An 18,587-nucleotide genomic window follows, 5' to 3' on the forward strand; every position below is an offset into this window, starting at 1 on the left:
AATTTAATCAATACACACGAGTAAATCATACTATAAGTGATATGAAAAAGCTTTTAATGGTCCTTGCAGTGCTCATCGCTGCTTTCCTGGTTTATAAGATCTTTATAAAAAAAGACAAGCCTCCGAGGGAAAAACCGGTTCCCATTGCCGTAAGCAAACACAGTGATGTATTCAACCATTCCATGGAAGCCCTGCTGGCGGCTTATTACGTAATGACCGACGGGTTTGTAAACTGGGACAGTGCAGCCGTTGGAAAAGGGGCACAATCCCTCCAAACCGCCCTGGCGGATTTTAAAGTAGAGGAATTAAAAAAAGACAGTGCCATTTACCAGACGGCCCAATTCCCCCTGGAAACGGCAAAAACAAGCACGGCAGCCATTCTTGGTTCCCCGGACTGGACGGCTAAAAGGCATGCCCTGAATGACCTGTCTGATGCGCTGCGGATGTTGCTGCTGACGGTTAAATACGACCAGGCCCCGGCCTACTGGCAGGAATGTCCCATGGCTTTTGGCGAGGGGCAGCCGGGTAACTGGCTCAGCGGTAAGAATGAAGTGGTGAACCCATACCTGGGCAACAAGGATCCCAGGCATGGAAACACCATGCTCCATTGCGGTGAAAATAAAATGGTCATCGATTTTACCAAGTCCGATTCTACGCAAACAAAATAAATCGCTTATATTTGCACCCCCGAATAAAAACGGGCGCTCAAATAAATGACTCCTTAGCTCAGTTGGTAGAGCTACTGACTCTTAATCAGTAGGCCCAGGGTTCGAGTCCCTGAGGGGTCACGTTTCTTTTCAAGGGATTATGTATCACATAGTCCCTTTTTTATGCCCTTTTAGTGTGCCAATACTTCAAATCTCAAAATTTGCACAATAATATTTGCAGTTGACTGAATAATATTCAGTTGCATGGCTCTAAATTTTTCACAAACACAATTTCGGTAAATATCGAGCATACACTTAAAGGAAAATTTAAAGATGTAGTTAATCTGGTGCTACTGGAAGTTTTAATAATACGATGATTAGCACAACATTAGTGTTTGCTTTTGAGTTAATAAATTTTACAGAAACAAAACTATGAACCCCTCTTTCGATCACTGATGGTTGTCAGGCCAGCTTCTCCAAAAAGCTAATAGTTATCTAAACTCGATAGTTCGTACCGGGGTCAATCCTAAACTTAGCCCCAAAGCGGAAAAAATTTCGCTCCTCTTTCGGCAATTCACCCTCAAAGAAAAATACTTTTTATTTATAATTTCAAACAAATGTTCGTAATATTACAGCGAGAAATGTATTCGCGGCAGTAACCTGAACTACCACAAAGACAAGAGCGCGTATAAACCAAATGTGAGTGAAAACATAACACAACTGCCTAATGACGGAATATCCGACACAGCGTCTAAACCGGAGGCAGGAACCTAACAACAAAAATCAACACTATGAGATTATTTACATCGACATTTGCTATCCTTAAAAAATTGTCAAAAGGAATGCTGGTTATTATGGTTTTAAATTTTGCGGTTGTCACATATCTTTTAATGCTGAATTCCTGCAAAAAAAATCAGTATGAAAAAAGTTCTTCAGGAATTGCCGCCAACAAATTCCGATCGGCACTAAAGGAAAACAAACAAAAAATTTCAGCCCTATCATTTGGAAAAACCAGTTCAAATGGAACTACACCCGCCAGGCAGCACCTCCGCCTGAAACACCCACAGAGCCGATATACATAGAATATGGAAGTACATCTCCTAGTGGGTATGAGATTTATACTGTTACTTCAATTCAAGACCTTTCAGACTTGGTTTATAACACGGATGCCATAATTCAATATGAGCCTACGAGTACCAACTATGAGAATCAGATAAACATTCCTGTTACGACTCTGTTGGCAGCCCTTGCCCCCCTTATTCTTGAGGCCAGGCAATATCTTTATGCAAAAGGCTTTACTGAACAAGACATTCAGGACATGTTAATTGAGGCTAATGGAAGGGAAGAAGATTTAGTTCCTTTTGTAATGACATTGACGGACATTGAACAAAAACAACAAGAATCCAGTAATGTTGTAAAGAGCTATTTGAACTTTTTTACAAATACAGCGTCAGCTAAAGAACTTCAAGGATCTGATTACGTAAAATGCGCAATGACAGCAATTGGTGCAGATTTTCTTTGGGCTTTAGGCCAATCAACAGCTTTTGCATGGACGGTAGCGACGATGAAAACAGCCTTTAAGAAAGTTGCATCCAAGTTTTTAGGGCCGATAGGTGTTGCAATAGCTGTTGTAAGCTTTGGAGTATGTATAGCAAATGAAATTTATAATTAAAACCGGACCGATGAATTTGATGTACCTAATATTGTATCCTTTATCTGCTTTTTCAATTTATAAGAAAGTAAATGACATCAGACAAGCTTTAAAGGAAAAAAATAATTCCAAAGCAACGGCAAATTTTTTTCTATTAATAATCATGCTTTGTGTCCTTGGCGGAATAATCTGGCTTATCGAATCCAAATAGACGTTAGCAACTATTAGAAATTAAAAGATCGCTCTTAGGGGCGATCTTTTTGATGTTATGCATATCAAATGATTCAAAAAAAACTTTGCGGATCTCTTACCAGGGTATTGCTCCTGTTTCAGGATTATTTTCCTCGCTAAAAAATTTTCCTGTTGGACCATCATCACCAATAAGCGCATATTTTACGATCCGTTTCCCCGCATCTTCAACCGTTCCCGGTCCCCGATGCCCATTGAAATCGGTTTTTGTATACCCCGGGCAAACGGCATTTATTTTAAAGGGCGTGTTCTTAAACTCGTACGCTAACACCACGGTATACATATTTAAGGCCGCTTTGGAAGAAAGATATACCGCAGCTTTATAGTCGTAGTATTTATAGGTTGGATCGCTGTGGAGGGTAATGGAGCCCTGACTGGAACTGACGTTTACAATACGGGGCGCCGGCGCATTTTTCAATAAATCAATAAACGCCTGCGTAACGCGTACGGCGCCGTATACATTTGCATCATACACCGCCTTAAACTGGTCAACCGTCGAATTAAGAGCCGTTTGCGAATAACCACCATAAATCCCCGCATTATTAATAAGGATGTCTAACCCGTTTGTTTTATTACCTATTTTCTCACGGGCTTTACGTACCGATGCATCATCGGTAATGTCAAGTTGAATCGCTTCTACATTGCTGAATCCCTTCGCTTTTAATGTATCAGCGGCTTCAACACCATTTTCTAAATTCCGGCTGCCGAGGTAAACAAAGATTCCTTCCCGGGCCAGTTGCTGTGCCACTTCAAAACCAATGCTTTTGTTGGCTCCTGTTACTAATGCAAATTTCATGTTGTGTGAATTTTATAACGCAAAACTAGCAGGGCCTCCGGCAGCGGGAATGGACAAATCTGCTTATTCTCCCGACAAATCCTGCCTGGACAAAAATTCACTGGCGCTTTTCCCGGTGCTTTTTTTAAAAAGCCTTGAAAAATAATCGGGGTCATTAAACCCCAGCTCATAGGCCAGTTCTTTGACCGAAGTATTTGTATAGCGCAGTTTACGCTGAGCTTCCGCCATCAGGCGGTTGATAAAATAGTCTTTGGGGGATGTGCCGGCGTATTCTTTTACAATCCGGTACAAACTATTGGTGGATAAAGCTAGTTTTTCCGCAATGGCGTTGATGGAAGGCTGTTCTGTAAGAGCGGTTTCTACCTCCAATTTAAACTCGATAAACTTTGAAAGGTTCGGGTTTAAGATATGGACGGGTTCTTTGTTTTTAAAATAGGCACTGTTTAATTCCGACAGCAATGTGCCCAGGTACGCCAACAGGATCTCCGTGTCGGTGGCATGTTTGTTTATGTAAAGCAGCTGATTTAAAATTCCAAAAACCGTTGTTACCCGTTCTTTTGCGGCGCCGTCCAAAACGATGGTTGGTGTATGAAAAGGGTTTACGAGGAACGGGAATTGCTGTGGCAGCAAGGCCAATGTATTTTCATCAAACAGCAGCTTGAAATATTTAAGATCCGCTGTTTTAACCGGTGGCGTAAACAGCTGGTTGGGCATCGCAAAAAGCAGGTGCCCTTCCGTAAGCGTAAAGTCCCGGGCGTCTAGATGATAGGTAATGGAACCGCTTTCAATCAATACAATAAAATAGGAAGACAATCGGCGCGGTTCCAGCAGCTTCTTTTGCATATCAGCAGCAAGATATGGGTTGTCGTTTGAGCGGATCTTTATTCCCAGCCCCTCGTGCTGTAAACCCTCATTTTTCTCTTTTTGCTCTTGCATGTTCATTATTCAAAAATTTGACAGGTTGCGCCTTTGATAACCGCTAACCGGTGATCGAAGTACAAAACTCGCATTCTTTTGATACTTTATTATAACTTTTTTACTTTGAAGCCCGAGAGTTTATTGGTTGCTGAAGCATTCATTTCACAACTCCATCTCCTCCGGTAAGGAAGGCCTGCTACCCTGCGCTTTTTATGAAATACGCCCGCCCAACCGTTCTTTTTCCTGGAAAACCAGTAAATTTGGTTCAATGATCTGCTTTGCCAAAATACCGCTTATACCTCCTGCCTCCATTGCTGCAGAGCTGGCCGGCTACCCGTATCACTGGCAGTCACATTTTAATACCCTGCATTACCAGGGAGCATGGACCGTATTGCCCCTGCGTACACCGGGAGGAAAGGACAGCATTGTACCCGACCTGATGGGTGAACAAACCTATGCCGATACTACGCATATGCAGCATTTCCCTTCTGTTGAGTTGCTGCTGCGCTCCCTGAATTGTCCCGTACAGTCGGTACGTTTCCTGAATTTAAAAGCGGGCGCCGAGATCAAACCACACCGCGACCATGAACTGGCTTTTGAAATGGGGGAAGCGCGGCTCCATTTCCCCATTGTAACCAATCCGGACGTTGCATTCTTCGTAGAGGAAACCCGCCTGAATATGCAGCCGGGCGACTGTTGGTATATCAACGCCAATCTCACACACCAGGTCAGTAACAAAGGTAACACGGACCGGGTGCACCTGGTGATCGATTGCCTGGTCAACGATTGGCTGCGTGGGCTCTTCAGCCAGTCGGATCAGCACAGGAAAGAAGATCCGGTTGATACAGTAAAGCAACAGCAGGTTATTACGGCACTGCGCTTGCAAAACACCCCAACCGCAACACAACTTGCCAATCAAATGGAGCAGGAATTACGGATGCGTTGAGGTACATCATTGATTTCCGGGTTGAACCGTCCGCCATGCGGCTTTTTGAAATAATTGCAACAGACGGTCTTAAAATAGCCGGCACGCTCCTTTTCTTTTATGAAAAGACTGCTGACATACTATTGTCAGTCTCCTACCTTCCCTTTGCATTAAAACATACATTATGAATCTAGCATCTATCCGGATCATTACCACGGAAGTCAGGCCATTGGTTGAATTTTATGAAGCTGTTACCGGCGGGCAGTTTACCTTTTATACAGAAGATTTTGCGGAACTGAGCACCGCTTCCGGCACCCTGGCAATTGGAAGTACCCGCACGCTGGAGCTATTTGGCGGGCAGGCAGTGGCGGCAGCTGCCAGCAACCAGTCGGTTATTATTGAGTTTTATGTGGATGATGTAGATGAGCGATACCAGCTGTTGAGCGATCGGTCGTATAGCGGAATTGTGCAGGCGCCCACCACCATGCCCTGGGGTAACCGGTCCTTATTGTTCAGGGATCCGGATGGCAACCTGGTTAATTTTTTTACACCGGTGTCGGATGCGGCCAGGAAGCGGTTTGGTAAAGAAGTCTGAAGATGTGCTTAAACGGATATCCGCTCTGGACGCTCTAAATTCAGCCGGCTTCCGTATGCGGGACTACCGTTTTTGCTGCATATTCTTTCCGGAACCGGGTCAATGCCACCCCCTTCTGCTTTTTAAAATACTTGTTGAGATGACTTTCATCGGTAAAACCAAATTCCGTTGCAATTTCATTCACCCGCATATCACTAAATTTCAGCCGGTGCTCAATCAGGCGCAGCTTATATTGCGTAATAAAATGCTGCAGCGTTTCTCCCGAGCGCCGCTGAAAGTACTGGCCGATATACCCGGCGGAAACACCAAAGGCCTTCCCGATAGCTGCAGCCTTTAACTGCACCGGGTCAAAGATGTGGCCTTCAATATAATGAATGATATCCAGCAGTTTTTTATCTACATTTTCCGATGCGGCCGGCGGTCCCGCTTTCTCAATATTGCGCGCCGCGATCACGATCAGAGCGTTGACAAAATGTTTCACCACATCTTCCTGGTAAAGATCCGGATGCTCCAGGGTATGCAGCAGCGATGTGGCAATGGAGGTAACCAGCACATTATCGGCGGGCGTTCGCATAATGCAGCCTGTAAGATAACGGGCATAATAAAGGATGCACTCCATCTGGTTCATCTTTTTCCACTCAAAAGACCGGATGTAACTGCTGCTGAAACGTACCATAAGGAATTCTGTGGGCTGCTCCAGTTCAAAATGATGGACATCATCCGGCGTTAACAGGATCACGCTTCCCGGTCGGAATGCCGTGCGGTGTGCCCCCATCCCCAGACAGCCCTGCCCGCTCACTACGATACAGATCTGGAAAAAATGATTCTGAAAATCCACCGTAGATACGGCTTCCATGCGCTGGCGAACCACTTCAAGCGGTGTATGCATCATGAATCTTACCATCTGCTAAAAGTACTACTTTTTATAAAAAGTATACCGGTTTTTTATAAAATACCGGTATACTTTAGCAACCTCATTAAAAAAACCATTCATGAATCACCAAAAAGAAAAAAAGACTGACCGCCGGGCACTGGTAGCCATCTGCCTGGCGGCCCTGATGTTCGGACTGGAAATTACCAGCGTGCCCGTCATCCTTCCCACCCTTGAAAAAGCCCTGGGTAGCCATTTCAGCCAGTTGCAGTGGATCATGAACGCCTATACCATTGCCTGTACCATGGTGCTGATGGCTACGGGTACACTGGCCGACCGTTTCGGGCGTAAAAAAGTATTTATGATCAACGTGGCCGGGTTTGGCATCACCTCCCTGGCCTGTGGCAGCGCCGGAACCACGGAACTGCTGATCACTGCCCGTTTTTTCCAAGGTATGACCGGTGGTGCGATGTTTATTTGTACCATCGCCCTGCTTTCGCACCGGTTTCCGGACGGGTCGCAGCGCAGTAAAGCATTTGCCGCCTGGGGCATCATTGCGGGTATCGGGCTGGGATTTGGCCCCATCATCGGCAGCATGATCAGCACCGCCCTTAACTGGAGATGGGTATTCCTGATCCATGGCGGACTGGCACTGGGCACCCTGTGGCTGGTTCAACCATCCATCGCCGAGTCAAAAGATCCCCATGCCGGCCGGCTGGACCTGGCAGGAATACTGGTACTATCAGCGGCCGTATTTGCGCTCACCTATTATATTACGCAAGGGCCGGAAGCCGGCTTCACCAGTGCGGCTTCCCTGCTGGTGTTGCTTGCCGCCGTGCTGCTGATTATTGTATTTATAATGGTAGAGCACCGGCAGTCCTATCCCATGATCGACTTCCGCGTATTCAGGTCGTCCCGGTTTACGGGCGCCATTATGGGATGCATCGGTATGAATTTTTCCTTCTGGCCCCTGATGGTTTTTCTTCCCCTGTACTTCCAGGCGGTGTTGCATTATGATCCCTTGACCACGGGTATGTACCTGCTCGCCTATACATTGCCCACCCTTGTGTTTCCGCCCCTGGGCGAACGCCTGTCGCTGCGGTATGGCGCGGGGCGCATCATTCCCTTCGGACTGTTATTGATCGGAGCCGGTTTTTTATTATTGTATGCAAGCGGCCGTACAGCCCATTCGGGGTGGCCGTCCTTTCTGCCAGGTTGCATCCTGGCCGGCAGCGGCCTGGGAATAGTTAATACACCTGTAACGAATACCGCCACGGCCGCCATTCCGGTCAACCGCGCGGGCATGGCCTCGGGAATCGATGTGAGCAGCCGGCTCATCACACTGGCCATCAATATTGCCTTAATGGGCTTTCTGTTGCTGCAGGGTACGTTTTCCCATCTGAAAGAAACCTTCCCTGTTGCCCGTACCACCGAATTGTTTGAATTGTCGAAACAGCTGGTGGCTGCAAGCCTGACGGCAGAGCAAATCGCGCACCGGGAAACGGCCATGGGCCTGTTGCAACCCGGTGCATTCGGAAAGGCGCTGGAACAGGGTTTCAGCCGGATCTTTTTATATGGAGGAGTCGGTGTTTTGGTACTGGCGCTGATCAGTTTATTGATCTTTAAAAAAGCACGTGGCAAGTTGACCCATAGTGATCAGCTGCAGGAAGGCGTTCTATAAAAAACGCCTGCGAAAGGTTTGGCATAAGTTCCGGCTCCAGCAAGAGAATAAGACACTTCCGCCGTATGCCGCCGAAAATTAAGAAAGAAAAAACATGCCCCTAATTTTTTTGTATCGGAATTAACTTATATTCGTTTGTAATTAAATTTCTTCACTAAAACCCGAATCAAATGAAAAAAGTTCTGGCCATGATTGCCATTGCTGCGTTTGCTTTTGCGCTGCCATCCTGCAAGGGGAAAAGCGATGCAGACATCAAAACGGAAGTAGATGCGAAATTAGCAACCAACCCTGATTTTGCACAGCTCAGTTCCGATGTAAAAGATGGTGCTGTTACCATTTCCGGTACTGTAAAAGACGATGCCACCAAAACCGCTGTAGACCCAGCTGTTAAGGAAGTAAAAGGCGTAAAATCTGTTGTAAACAATGCCACCGTACCACCACCTCCTCCTCCGCCCACCATCAATCCGGATGACATGCTGAACACTGCCGTTGCGGATGCGATCAAAGATCACCCGGGTGTGAAAGCCGAAGTAAAAGACGGCGTGGTAACATTAACCGGTGAGATTAAAAAAGCGGATCTTGCTACTTTAATGCAGAAAGTAAACTCTATTCATCCTAGGAAAGTGGAGCAAAAATTAACCGTAAAATAAAAGGAGGACCCAACTATGGCACTGGAAGAAAAATACAAAGCGCTTATTGACGCCGCCAACACTGCGGGCGTAGCCAACCTTGCAGTAAGAGAACAGGACGGTGTTTTATATATTGATGGTGATGCACCCAGCGGAGCGGTTAAAGACCAGCTCTGGAGCATTTACGACCAGATCGACCCCAACTATACCAGCGGCGATCTGATCCTGAATGTGAACGCCAAGGCGGAAGCCGGTTCAAAAGTGCGCGTAGCCACACAGGAAACGGCACTTAATATCCGCAAAGGCCCAGGCACGGATCAGCCAATCGTTGGCAAGGCACAAAAAGATGAGATCATTACCCTGATCAGCCAGGCAAACGACCAGTGGTCATCCGTACGTACGGATGATGGTACCGAGGGTTATGCCTATTCCCAATACCTGGAGCCTGTAGCATAAGCAGGGCTTCCTGAATCTTTTTTAAACCGTTCCCTAACCGGAACGGTTTTTTATTTGAAAAAATATCTCCTGCAGATTTCACTGATACAAAATAGAAAAACCGGTGAAGACCCGCGGGAAAAATCTGCGTCAATCAGCGGGAAATACCCCCGCAGATCCACGCAGATGTAATACAAAAATCCAGGAAAGAAATCTCTGCCATCTGTGAGCAAAAAGAAAGCAGGTATTGAACACGACATAATTACATCCAACAACACATCGGCGAAGATCAGCGCAACCAATCCGCGTCAATCAGCGGGAGATATTCCTGCAGATCCACGCAGATATAATACAAAAATCCACGGAAAAACAAGCCCATAGATTATGAAAAATGTCCCCTGACCTCTCCCACCAAAAAAATACTACCACAAACAAGGACCAGATCGTCTGCATGCGCCTGTGCCTTAGCAGCATCCAGCGCTACATTCACATCGGGCCAAACGGCCCCCTTCAATTGGAATATGGCTGCTTTTTCCGCCAGTTCACCTGCCGGCAACGCCCTTGGCAGATGGGCCTGCGTAAAATAATACAGCGCAGTAGCCGGCAACAGCGACAATACCTTGTCTACATCTTTATCCTTTACAATGCCCAGCACCAGGTGCAGTTTACGATAGGGAGTAAGTTCCAGCTGGTTCAGTACCTGCCGCATGCCATCCTCGTTATGCGCCACATCCAAAATGATCCTCGGATGCTTCTGAATCGTTTCCCAACGACCGTGCAAACCACTTAATCTCTTCGTGTGTGCGATGCCTTTTACAATGGCCGCTTCATCCAGCGCAATATCCAGTTGCCGCAACTGCCGGCACGCCTCCAAAACCGTCAGCAGGTTCTTTACCTGGTAAGCGCCCGAAAGTTCCATCGAATACCGGAGATGATCCACCGTGTCCTGCTTTGAAACCTCCGCAACCAGTCTTTCCTCCTGGTAATACCAGTTTTCCGCATGATATACCTGGTCGGCAAAATGAATGGGCGCCTTTAGCTGCTTCGCTTTTTCGATGAATACCGGCGCTGTTTCCGGCTGTGTTTCCCCGATCACCACGGGTACGGCCTCCTTAATAATGCCCGCTTTTTCACCGGCAATCTTCGGCAATGTATCCCCCAGCAACTGTACATGATCCAGCCCGATATTGGTGATCACGGAAAGCAGGGGCCGGATGATATTGGTACTGTCCAGCCGCCCGCCCAGCCCGGTTTCGATCACCGCAAAATCCACCGCCTCCCTTGCAAAATGATCAAAGGCCATCGCTACAGTGATCTCAAAAAAACTGGGATTCAGCCGTTCAATTTCCGGTTGTATCCGTTCTATAAAATCTACCACCTCCTGTTCACGGATCATTTTCCCGTCGATTTTAACCCGCTCGCGGAAATCGGTCAGATGGGGGGATGTATACAACCCGGTTTTATAGCCCTGACTTTGTAAGATGGAAGCCAGCATATGGCTTACGGACCCCTTGCCGTTGGTACCGGCAACATGAATGCACCGTATTTTGGTTTGCGGCGCTCCTAAAAATGAACAGAGCGCGTTTATATTATCAAACCCGTTTTTAATCGCGGCAGCGCCCACGCGGCTGAACATGGGCAACTGGGCGTAAATATAGTCCAGCGTTTGCTGATATGTCATAATTAAAAACACAAAGATAAGCAGCACAATTACTTAAACCCTGCCGTTTACATTTTTAGATGCTTTAAAAAATACCCGTGGATATTTATCCAATAAATGAAGTCTTTTACCTATTTTCGCAATCCTTAAACGGCTAAGGCCAGTCATAAGAGAAGTTCTTTACGATAAAACAGGAATGCATTTTATATGTTTTCTTGCATTTTGCCCGGGTGGCGAAATTGGTAGACGCACCACCTTGAGGTGGTGGCGCTGGTAACTCGGCGTGCTGGTTCGAATCCAGTCTCGGGCACTATTAAGCTTTACAGTCAAAGACTTGTAAAGCTTTTTTCATTTTAGGCCGGTCAAGTTTTCTCATTCTTTACGCTTTCTACCGCATTTTCTAACAGAAAAATAACAGGACAGACTTTTTTCCCCTTACCAATGCATTGTCTTCATCACAGGTTTATTTACTGTTGCCTTCCATATAGTTTTGTAAAGAAACAGACAAATACACCCCGCAGTAGTACGGATTTATACCTTCGTAGTAACTATCAATTTTTTACAATCAAAGGCCTCCCCTTGCGCAGATGAGTCCGCCATATCTATGTCGACAACCGACTCTTAACGCATCAATGAGAATCGCGGTTAATTTTACTGCCCGACATCCCTCTTAAAAAGTCAAAATCAGCTCCTAAATGTGCCTGCTCCACGTGCTTCTGATACAAATGAACATATCCCCGTTCCTCAACCCGATTGGTCTGCTGTTTCGCCGCCAAACGCAATTCTATTTCCTGGCCAGGTATCTCTACATTTAGCGACCTGTTGGCTACATCAAGCGATATAATATCGCCGTCTTCTATGATACTAAGCACGCCGCCAACTGCTGCCTCCGGAGACACATGTAACACGACTGTTCCAAAACTGGTGCCGCTCATTCTTCCGTCAGAAATTCTTACCAAATCTGTCACGCCCTTTTCTAACAATTTTTTAGGTATAGCCATATTACCTACTTCAGGCATCCCAGGATACCCCTTGGGGCCAACATTTTTTAATACAAGTACACTTGTTTCATCCACATCAAGATCGGGATCGTCGATCCGGGCCTTATAATCCTCTATGTTTTCAAAAACAACCGCTTTACCGGTATGCTTCAGAAGCGCATTAGTAGCTGCCGAGGGCTTGATAACAGCCCCATCCTTACAGATATTGCCCTTTAATACAATAATCCCCGACACCGGATTAAACGGCCTTTCGACGCAAGTAATTACATCTCTATTATAACATTCTGCCTGTTTAATATTCTCCCCAACCGATTTTCCGCTAACCGTCATACAATCACGATGCAGCATGGACTTCAATTCTTTCATAACTGCAGGGATACCACCCGCATAATATAAATCCTCCATAAAATACCTTCCTGAGGGCTGAAGATTTGCGATCAACGGGATTTTTGAGCTAACGACTTCGAAGTCTTCCAAAGAAATCCCCACCTCTACTCTTCCTGCAATTGCCAGTAGATGAATAACAAAATTTGTAGACCCCCCAATAGCAGCATTCGTGATCATTGAATTCTCAAACGCTTCCCGCGTCAGGATATCAGAAAGTTTCAGATTTTCTCTAACCATTTCCACAATACGCATACCTGACAAATGAGCAAGCACTTTTCTTCTGGAATCTGCGGCCGGAATTGCCGCGTTGTCAGGCAAGGAAAGGCCTAAGGACTCAACCATGCTGGCCATTGTGGAAGCCGTTCCCATAACAGCACAATGCCCCCTGCTTCTACACATACAGGCTTCCGCTACTGAAAGTTCCTCCTGTGTCATTTTCCCGGCCCTGTGGGCTTCGCTGAATCTCCAAACATCAGAAGTGCCAATATCCGTTCCCTTATACTTCCCGGTTAACATAGCCCCCCCGGAAACAACGATAGTGGGTAAGTTTACACTGCAAGCCCCCATCACCAATGCCGGAGTGGTCTTATCACAGCCACATAACAACACCACACCATCAACCGGGTTAGCCCGTATCGATTCCTCTACGTCCATACTTACCAGATTACGATATAGCATGGCTGTAGGCTTCATCAACGTTTCCCCCAACGACATAACCGGAAACTCCACCGGAAAACCACCGGCCTCATATATACCGTGTTTCACTGATTCTGCCAATTCCCTGAAATGTGCGTTACAGGGAGTAAGCTCCGACCATGTATTACAAATACCAATTACCGGCTTCGCCTCAAATTCATGCGCGGGGATTCCTTGATTTTTCATCCACGCTCGGTAAATAAAGCCATCCTTACCTTTTCTTCCAAACCAATCTTCGCTTCTTAGTTTTAAATTTTTCATATTTATTTTTTTATTACCAGAATAAAACAAACAGCGCAGCTAGAAGACCGATCACCAATATAGAACCAATAGCAAACCCCTGGGTAACTCTAAACATTCCGATATTGAAACGCCATTCCCTCTCAACGTCCTCCTCTTCCCGGCCTCCCAGGCTTATAATAACCATACTAATAAGACAAATGACAAAAACAATAAACATACGATCCAAAAAAGGAATTTCGTAAATACCTTCAGTATTAGCTACTGACCATCCCCATTTGTGGAGAAAAAACAAATCCATCACCAATGGCAAAGCCTTTAGCAATATAGCAAGCATAAAACCACCTACGATGGCAAACATGGCAGCACCAGCTGTCGCGCGTTTCCAGAAAAAGCCCAAAACAAACGTGGCCAATATTCCGGGCGAGACAAAGCCTGTGTATTCCTGGATATATTGAAACCCTCCCTTTTTGTCGATGCCAAGATGAGGCGCTATAAATACAGCAATCAGCATTGCTGCCACCAGCGTTATTTTTCCGGTTAATACCAGCGTTTTATCATCGGCCTGCCTGTTAAAAACTTTATGATAGACATCCAGGGTGAAAATGGTAGCTATACTATTGACTTTACCGGCAAGAGAAGCCACGACCGCCGCTGTGAGCGCTGCAAATGAAAGCCCCTTAAGCCCTTGGGGCAATAGATTTAACAAAACGGGATATGCCTGATCAGGGTTCGCATCTCCCCCATTTATCATAGAGCTATGTAACAGGTTTTGTTTAAACAAAACAAAAGCCGCGATCCCGGGCAACACCACAATTAAAGGCATTAACAATTTTAAAAAAGAAGCAAATAAAATGCCATTACGGGCGGTTTTTAAATCGGCGCCAAGCGCCCGTTGGGTAATATACTGATTACATCCCCAATAATTCATATTTGCGATCCATAATCCCCCAATAAGCACCGAGAGTCCCGGCAAGTCCATGTAATTTGGATTTGTCTGGTCAAAAATCATATGAAAATGATCAGGGGCTTGCTGTTTGAGAATAGATAACCCATTCCATATTCCGGAGCTTCCGTTATGAGAAGCAACAAGATTCAGGGCGATACCTGTAGTTACGAGCCCTCCGAAAATCAGGAAAAATACCTGTATTACATCCGTATAGCCGATAACCTGCATGCCGCCGAGCGCAATACCAATGGCAAATATGGCCAGGCCCACCATGCATATATTTATGTTAATCCCTGAGATGCTGTTTATAGCCAGCGCTCCCAAATAAAGGATTGACGTTAGATTAACCACTACATACAACAATAACCAAAACACAGCCATAACCATTGCAACAGTATTATTATAGCGCCTGCTTAAAAACTGTGGCATTGTATAGATCTTATTTTTTAAATATACTGGTATAAAAAAAATAGCCACTACGATAAGTGTCAAAGCGGACATCCACTCGTAAGAAGCGATCGCAAGGCCCATCTTAAAACCTGCCCCGCTCATACCTATAAATTGCTCGGCTGAAATATTGGAAGCTATTAATGAGGCGCCGATGGCCCACCAGGTAAGAGACCCTTCCGCGAGAAAATAGTCCCGGACGCCATACCTTGTCATTTGTTTCTTACGGTAAACTCCAATACCATAAAGCGCTACAAGTAAAAAATATACTAAAAAAATAATATAATCTACAACAGATAGTACGCCCATAACCTATTAATTAATTAATTAAATCCATTGCCTTTTTATGTGTCTTCATAAACCTGTATCATCATTTTTTTTATACCATCCTTCCTTGATGGTCCAAACCCAGGAGCGCACCGCGTCAAATATTTGTTTCTCTCCATGCGGTGCATTTCATTTTTTACTATTTTAGTTCAATCGAAAACATTCACCATCAAGCCATGCTTTTTTTTTAATCATACAACCAACAGCTTTCAATTAATGAGACCGCAACTTCATAAATTACCCACAGACCCTGATTCCAGCTTTATCTTCAGAGAATTGAAGCTAAATCACTTCCCGCATCCATGGCATTTTCATAAGGAGTTTGAACTCGTACTAATCGATAAAAGCTCCGGTACCCGCTTTATTGGTGATAATGTTGGTCGTTTCAACGATGGAGACTTATGCCTGATCGGCCCTTACATACCCCATTTATACCGGAACGATGAAATTTTTTATCATTCCAAAAAGAAGTTAACAGCTCAATCCATTTTTATTCATTTTACGGAAGATTCCTTAAGCAAGGACTTCTTTGAATTGCCGGAAATGAAAGTGGTGCAAACACTGCTGGCCAAATCATCACAAGTTGTTGAAATTCATGGACAAACAAAAATCAAGGCAACCAAGCTCCTCTACGAAATGCGAAATGATCCTCCGGTTAAACGCCTGCTAAAATTTATCGAATTACTGATCACACTAGGTGAAAGCAATGAATCCACAACTTTGCTGACGTTTAATTTTTCAACTCTTCCCAAAAGCGGCAGCGAAAGGATCAACACCGCGCTTCAGTTTATTTTAAAGAATTTCAGGAGTGAAGTATCCATTGCCGGTATTGCAGGGCAGCTCAACATGAGCGTACCCGCCTTCTCCCGGTATTTCAAAAATCACACACGTAAAACCTTTACCGATTACGTTACAGAAGTACGAATCGGCTACGCTTGTAAACTGCTAATCGAAAACAGTCTAAGCATATCGGAAATTGGTTACAAAAGCGGCTTCGAAAATCTTTCAAATTTCTACCGGCACTTCAAAAAGGTGAAAAATATGGTCCCGAAAGACTATCGCAAACAGTTTTTGTCCAACTAGAAATCACTCCGTTCAAAATGTTATGGTCAACCCTCCGTCCACAGTAATGACTGATCCGGTTATATAAGTCGCATCAGGACCTGCTAAAAACCAGGCAACTCCCGATATTTCCTCGGGCTTACCCGCCCTCTAGAGAGGCAGATGACTATGTTTTATATAATTATCATAAAACCATTCTGAGTGCAATTCGTTTTTTCCATCCTCCTTAATAGACATAGCCGTATCGACAAAGCCCGGGGCAATCGCATTTACAAGAATGTTCCGATGCGCCAGCTCAACTGCAAGCGATCTCGTAAACTGGGTCAACGCCGCTTTAGCCATACCATATGCGGAACTACCTGCCGCAACCCTTTGCCAGTGAATGGAGGTAATATTGATAATTCTCCCACCGTTTTTAATAAGCGGAACCAACTTTCTAGTTGCCTTAACAACACCATACATCATCACTTGTAATGACCTGTCCCAGTCATCGAATACTTCATTGATTGCATCCACTTTTTTTGAAATGCCAACGGAATTAATAAATACATCTATTTCCCTAAATGCGCTCTTCGCTATATTTTCCAGATTAGTCAGGTCCTCATCACAAGTCACATCGACCTTCAAAGCAATATGCCCCTGCCCATGCAACTCCTGTGTAACTGTTTCTATTTTTTCCAAATCTGGAGAAGCAACCAACACACACCATCCTTCTTTTGAAAAACGGTCCGCAATAGCTCTTCCGATTCCGCTTGTTCCCCCAAGTATTACCGCTTTTTTCTTCATTTTGTTTCAATTATTAAAAAGTAGCCCTCCCGCCCGAAATATCAAAAATAAACCCTGTATTAAAACTCGACTCTTTTGATACAATCCAAGCGGAAATGGCGGCAACCTCTTCTACCGTTCCCAACCTTTTCATGGGAATTTTACTTGTCATATAGGACAATTGCTCTGGTGAAGTATGCTCATTCATCCCCGTTTTAATTACTGCAGGAGCCAGTCCATTCACAGTAATTCCTGTTGTAGCAAACTCTTTACCAACCCCTTTAACCAAGCCCATCACTGCCGATTTGGAAGAGGCATAACCGCACATTCCCGGATTACCTTCCTTACCGCCAATAGAGGAAAGCAATAGAATTCTACCATAATTATTTCGCTCCATCAACTTAATGGCATACTTCGTCAGTAAAAATGCCCCCCTCAAATTCACCCGACACACCTTATCAAAATCTTCTGTGCAATAGTCTGTCACGCTTGTGCTTGTTGGGCCTACAATTCCTGCGCAATTTATCATAATATCCAATTTTCCAAACTCTTTCCAAACTCCTTCCATTGCTTTCGCCACCGGCTCCTCCTCACCAACATCCACCACATAGCCTCTCACACAGACTCCCTGCCTTTGGAGTTCTTCAACGGTCCTGCACAATAATTGTTCATTAAGATCAAAGAGTATAACACGGCAACCTTCTTTTCCTAGTCTTAAGCCTATCGCTTTTCCGATACCCTCAGCACCGCCAGTTACTACAGCAACCTGGCTATCAAATCTGTTTTTCATTTCTTTAAATTTACGCTTTCTGACATACTTGTTTTTGCATACCCAAACCATCAATGGATAATTCCACAACATCGCCTGGTATTAAATATCGGGCAGGAGTCATTCCTAATCCAACACCGGGAGGCGTTCCGGTCAAAATGAGATCGCCCGCTTCCAGCGTCATAAACTGAGTAAGATAATGAATAATAAAGTTTACATTAAATATCATTTTACCAGTATTGCCCTTTTGTAATTCCTTTCCGTTTACCCGCAGGGACATTGATAAATCATCAAGATCACTGATTGCATCCCTGGTAAGTAAAAATGGCCCGGTCGGGCTGAAATTGTCACAGGATTTCCCTTTAGTCCATTGTCCGCCCCTTTCAAGCTGAAAAGCTCTTTCTGAAACATCATTTACGATACAGTAACCGGCAATGTGCGCCTCAACACTGCATATGTCATCCAAATACCGGGCATTTTTTCCGATTACAACACCGAGTTCAATTTCCCAATCGGTTTTCTCGCTATTTCTGGGAATAAGAATCGGATCATACGGCCCCACCACTGTATTAGCGGCCTTTTGAAACACTATAGGTTCCTGCGGAATTGACATGCCCGATTCCTCAGCATGATCAGAATAATTAAGACCAATACACAAAACCTTTCCCGGTCTTGCAATACAGGAAGCCCATCTCGCATTTTGGGGCACGACCGGAAATCGGGAATAATCCGCGACACCCAGAAGCGTTTCAAAACCTCCGTCTTGAAAAAATGAATAATTCCAATCTTTGTAAACAGAAGAGAGATCTCTTCTTACATTTTCTCCATCAAGTATTCCAGGCATCTCGCTGCCCGGTTCGCCAAATCTGATCAGCTTCATATTATAA

General features: G+C 45.0%; 17 protein-coding genes, 2 tRNA genes and 1 pseudogene. 11 read left to right on the top strand and 9 right to left on the bottom strand.

The features are described from left to right. Nucleotides 1–41: 41 nt before the first annotated feature. From LL912_RS04685 to LL912_RS04700, 4 genes are all read left to right on the top strand, one after another. Entirely contained in the window at nt 42–668 is a 627-nt protein-coding gene (locus LL912_RS04685; RefSeq protein WP_235552395.1) for a hypothetical protein, read from the top strand. 47 nt (nt 669–715) lie between these two features. After that, nucleotides 716–788, top strand: a tRNA-Lys gene (locus LL912_RS04690). Nucleotides 789–1,438: 650 nt separating this feature from the next. Then, nucleotides 1,439–1,729: a hypothetical protein gene (locus tag LL912_RS04695; RefSeq protein ID WP_235552396.1), complete on the top strand. Its 291-nt coding sequence runs from the start codon at nt 1,439–1,441 to the stop codon at nt 1,727–1,729. 68 nt (nt 1,730–1,797) lie between these two features. Beyond that, complete coding sequence (locus LL912_RS04700; protein WP_235552397.1) at nt 1,798–2,319, top strand: hypothetical protein; 522 nt, start codon at nt 1,798–1,800, stop codon at nt 2,317–2,319. Between the two features lie 286 nt (nt 2,320–2,605). On the opposite strand, the gene LL912_RS04705 is transcribed toward LL912_RS04700, so the two are convergent. Both LL912_RS04705 and LL912_RS04710 read right to left on the bottom strand, forming a co-directional pair. After that, on the bottom strand, nt 2,606–3,343 hold the full coding sequence (locus LL912_RS04705) for an SDR family oxidoreductase (RefSeq protein WP_235552398.1): 738 nt from the start codon (nt 3,341–3,343) through the stop codon (nt 2,606–2,608). A 63-nt stretch (nt 3,344–3,406) separates the two neighbouring features. Next, nucleotides 3,407–4,285 carry a helix-turn-helix domain-containing protein gene (locus tag LL912_RS04710; protein WP_235552399.1) on the bottom strand — a complete coding sequence of 293 codons (879 nt, stop codon included), beginning with the start codon at nt 4,283–4,285 and terminating at the stop codon, nt 3,407–3,409. A gap of 244 nt (nt 4,286–4,529) precedes the next feature. Between LL912_RS04710 and LL912_RS04715 the strand changes: the two genes are divergently transcribed. Next, nucleotides 4,530–5,207: an aspartyl/asparaginyl beta-hydroxylase domain-containing protein gene (locus LL912_RS04715; RefSeq protein ID WP_235552400.1), complete on the top strand. Its 678-nt coding sequence runs from the start codon at nt 4,530–4,532 to the stop codon at nt 5,205–5,207. 163 nt (nt 5,208–5,370) lie between these two features. Beyond that, nucleotides 5,371–5,781: a VOC family protein gene (locus tag LL912_RS04720; protein ID WP_235552401.1), complete on the top strand. Its 411-nt coding sequence runs from the start codon at nt 5,371–5,373 to the stop codon at nt 5,779–5,781. Between the two features lie 40 nt (nt 5,782–5,821). Here LL912_RS04720 and LL912_RS04725 read toward each other — a convergent pair whose 3' ends face one another. Next, nucleotides 5,822–6,685, bottom strand: a complete 864-nt coding sequence (locus LL912_RS04725; RefSeq protein WP_235552402.1) for an AraC family transcriptional regulator — start codon at nt 6,683–6,685, stop codon at nt 5,822–5,824. Between the two features lie 88 nt (nt 6,686–6,773). On the opposite strand from LL912_RS04725, the gene LL912_RS04730 reads away from it, so the two are divergent. The 3 genes from LL912_RS04730 to LL912_RS04740 all read left to right on the top strand — a co-directional run bounded on the left by LL912_RS04730 (nt 6,774) and on the right by LL912_RS04740 (nt 9,418). Then, entirely contained in the window at nt 6,774–8,333 is a 1,560-nt protein-coding gene (locus LL912_RS04730; RefSeq protein WP_235552403.1) for an MFS transporter, read from the top strand. Between the two features lie 170 nt (nt 8,334–8,503). Next, complete coding sequence (locus LL912_RS04735; protein ID WP_235552404.1) at nt 8,504–8,983, top strand: BON domain-containing protein; 480 nt, start codon at nt 8,504–8,506, stop codon at nt 8,981–8,983. A gap of 15 nt (nt 8,984–8,998) precedes the next feature. Then, nucleotides 8,999–9,418 carry an SH3 domain-containing protein gene (locus tag LL912_RS04740; RefSeq protein ID WP_231002707.1) on the top strand — a complete coding sequence of 140 codons (420 nt, stop codon included), beginning with the start codon at nt 8,999–9,001 and terminating at the stop codon, nt 9,416–9,418. Between the two features lie 361 nt (nt 9,419–9,779). On the opposite strand, the gene LL912_RS04745 is transcribed toward LL912_RS04740, so the two are convergent. Beyond that, nucleotides 9,780–11,078, bottom strand: coding sequence for a bifunctional folylpolyglutamate synthase/dihydrofolate synthase (locus tag LL912_RS04745; protein WP_235552405.1), 1,299 nt, complete (start codon nt 11,076–11,078; stop codon nt 9,780–9,782). A gap of 203 nt (nt 11,079–11,281) precedes the next feature. On the opposite strand from LL912_RS04745, the gene LL912_RS04750 reads away from it, so the two are divergent. Continuing rightward, nucleotides 11,282–11,367, top strand: a tRNA-Leu gene (locus LL912_RS04750). Between the two features lie 319 nt (nt 11,368–11,686). Here LL912_RS04750 and LL912_RS04755 read toward each other — a convergent pair. Together LL912_RS04755 and LL912_RS04760 are read right to left on the bottom strand one after the other, a co-directional pair. Then, complete coding sequence (locus LL912_RS04755; protein WP_235552406.1) at nt 11,687–13,402, bottom strand: IlvD/Edd family dehydratase; 1,716 nt, start codon at nt 13,400–13,402, stop codon at nt 11,687–11,689. Nucleotides 13,403–13,415: 13 nt separating this feature from the next. Beyond that, nucleotides 13,416–15,086: a sodium:solute symporter family transporter gene (locus LL912_RS04760; RefSeq protein WP_235552407.1), complete on the bottom strand. Its 1,671-nt coding sequence runs from the start codon at nt 15,084–15,086 to the stop codon at nt 13,416–13,418. 234 nt (nt 15,087–15,320) lie between these two features. On the opposite strand from LL912_RS04760, the gene LL912_RS04765 reads away from it, so the two are divergent. Then, nucleotides 15,321–16,187, top strand: coding sequence for an AraC family transcriptional regulator (locus LL912_RS04765; protein ID WP_235552408.1), 867 nt, complete (start codon nt 15,321–15,323; stop codon nt 16,185–16,187). A gap of 12 nt (nt 16,188–16,199) precedes the next feature. On the opposite strand, the pseudogene LL912_RS04770 reads toward LL912_RS04765, so the two are convergent. The 3 genes and pseudogenes from LL912_RS04770 to LL912_RS04780 form a co-directional block, all read right to left on the bottom strand. Continuing rightward, nucleotides 16,200–16,952: pseudogene (locus tag LL912_RS04770) on the bottom strand (SDR family NAD(P)-dependent oxidoreductase). 13 nt (nt 16,953–16,965) lie between these two features. Then, nucleotides 16,966–17,721: an SDR family NAD(P)-dependent oxidoreductase gene (locus LL912_RS04775; protein ID WP_235552409.1), complete on the bottom strand. Its 756-nt coding sequence runs from the start codon at nt 17,719–17,721 to the stop codon at nt 16,966–16,968. A gap of 10 nt (nt 17,722–17,731) precedes the next feature. Then, nucleotides 17,732–18,580, bottom strand: a complete 849-nt coding sequence (locus LL912_RS04780; RefSeq protein ID WP_235552410.1) for a fumarylacetoacetate hydrolase family protein — start codon at nt 18,578–18,580, stop codon at nt 17,732–17,734. Nucleotides 18,581–18,587 lie beyond the last annotated feature (7 nt).

Origin of the sequence: Niabella agricola (assembly GCF_021538615.1) — a bacterium.
GTDB lineage: Bacteria > Bacteroidota > Bacteroidia > Chitinophagales > Chitinophagaceae > Niabella > Niabella agricola.

Bases quoted from the DNA above. Each gene is read 5' to 3' on its own strand.
- LL912_RS04725 (WP_235552402.1), bottom strand. From the start codon at position 6,685: ATGGTAAGATTCATGATGCATACACCGCTTGAAGTGGTTCGCCAGCGC.
- LL912_RS04710 (WP_235552399.1), bottom strand. From the start codon at position 4,285: ATGAACATGCAAGAGCAAAAAGAGAAAAATGAGGGTTTACAGCACGAG.
- LL912_RS04735 (WP_235552404.1), top strand. From the start codon at position 8,504: ATGAAAAAAGTTCTGGCCATGATTGCCATTGCTGCGTTTGCTTTTGCG.
- LL912_RS04740 (WP_231002707.1), top strand. From the start codon at position 8,999: ATGGCACTGGAAGAAAAATACAAAGCGCTTATTGACGCCGCCAACACT.
- LL912_RS04695 (WP_235552396.1), top strand. From the start codon at position 1,439: ATGAGATTATTTACATCGACATTTGCTATCCTTAAAAAATTGTCAAAA.
- LL912_RS04765 (WP_235552408.1), top strand. From the start codon at position 15,321: ATGAGACCGCAACTTCATAAATTACCCACAGACCCTGATTCCAGCTTT.
- LL912_RS04760 (WP_235552407.1), bottom strand. From the start codon at position 15,086: ATGGGCGTACTATCTGTTGTAGATTATATTATTTTTTTAGTATATTTT.
- LL912_RS04775 (WP_235552409.1), bottom strand. From the start codon at position 17,721: ATGAAAAACAGATTTGATAGCCAGGTTGCTGTAGTAACTGGCGGTGCT.
- LL912_RS04730 (WP_235552403.1), top strand. From the start codon at position 6,774: ATGAATCACCAAAAAGAAAAAAAGACTGACCGCCGGGCACTGGTAGCC.
- LL912_RS04685 (WP_235552395.1), top strand. From the start codon at position 42: ATGAAAAAGCTTTTAATGGTCCTTGCAGTGCTCATCGCTGCTTTCCTG.
- LL912_RS04705 (WP_235552398.1), bottom strand. From the start codon at position 3,343: ATGAAATTTGCATTAGTAACAGGAGCCAACAAAAGCATTGGTTTTGAA.
- LL912_RS04720 (WP_235552401.1), top strand. From the start codon at position 5,371: ATGAATCTAGCATCTATCCGGATCATTACCACGGAAGTCAGGCCATTG.
- LL912_RS04780 (WP_235552410.1), bottom strand. From the start codon at position 18,580: ATGAAGCTGATCAGATTTGGCGAACCGGGCAGCGAGATGCCTGGAATA.
- LL912_RS04715 (WP_235552400.1), top strand. From the start codon at position 4,530: ATGATCTGCTTTGCCAAAATACCGCTTATACCTCCTGCCTCCATTGCT.
- LL912_RS04745 (WP_235552405.1), bottom strand. From the start codon at position 11,078: ATGACATATCAGCAAACGCTGGACTATATTTACGCCCAGTTGCCCATG.
- LL912_RS04755 (WP_235552406.1), bottom strand. From the start codon at position 13,402: ATGAAAAATTTAAAACTAAGAAGCGAAGATTGGTTTGGAAGAAAAGGT.